This is a genomic window from Faecalimicrobium dakarense (assembly GCF_000499525.1).
Classification (GTDB): domain Bacteria; phylum Bacillota; class Clostridia; order Peptostreptococcales; family Peptostreptococcaceae; genus Faecalimicrobium; species Faecalimicrobium dakarense.
Map to the genome: position 1 here is coordinate 1 of NZ_HG529467.1, position 249 is coordinate 249.

Here is a 249-nt window from a genome sequence, read left to right on the forward strand (position 1 = left end):
CAGTTTTCAGAGTATTAAGTTATATATTTAATAAACTAAAATGTTTATAAAATATATAAAAAAGTATTGACCTTTCTAGTAAAAAAGTGTTAATATAATACTTGTCCAAGAAATGGATATAAAAAATAATGTGGTTACAATAGCAAAGAGGATACACCTGTTCCCATTCCGAACACAGAAGTTAAGCTCTTTAGCGCTGATGGTACTTGGTGGGCAACTGCCTGGGAGAGTAAGACGTAGCCACGTGGT

1 rRNA gene is annotated in these 249 nt (G+C 32.9%); it reads left to right on the top strand.

Annotated features, from left to right (window positions below):
- The first annotated feature begins 129 nt into the window (after positions 1 to 129).
- Positions 130 to 246: ribosomal RNA gene (gene rrf, locus BN899_RS18420) — 5S ribosomal RNA — on the top strand.
- Positions 247 to 249: the final 3 nt, after the last annotated feature.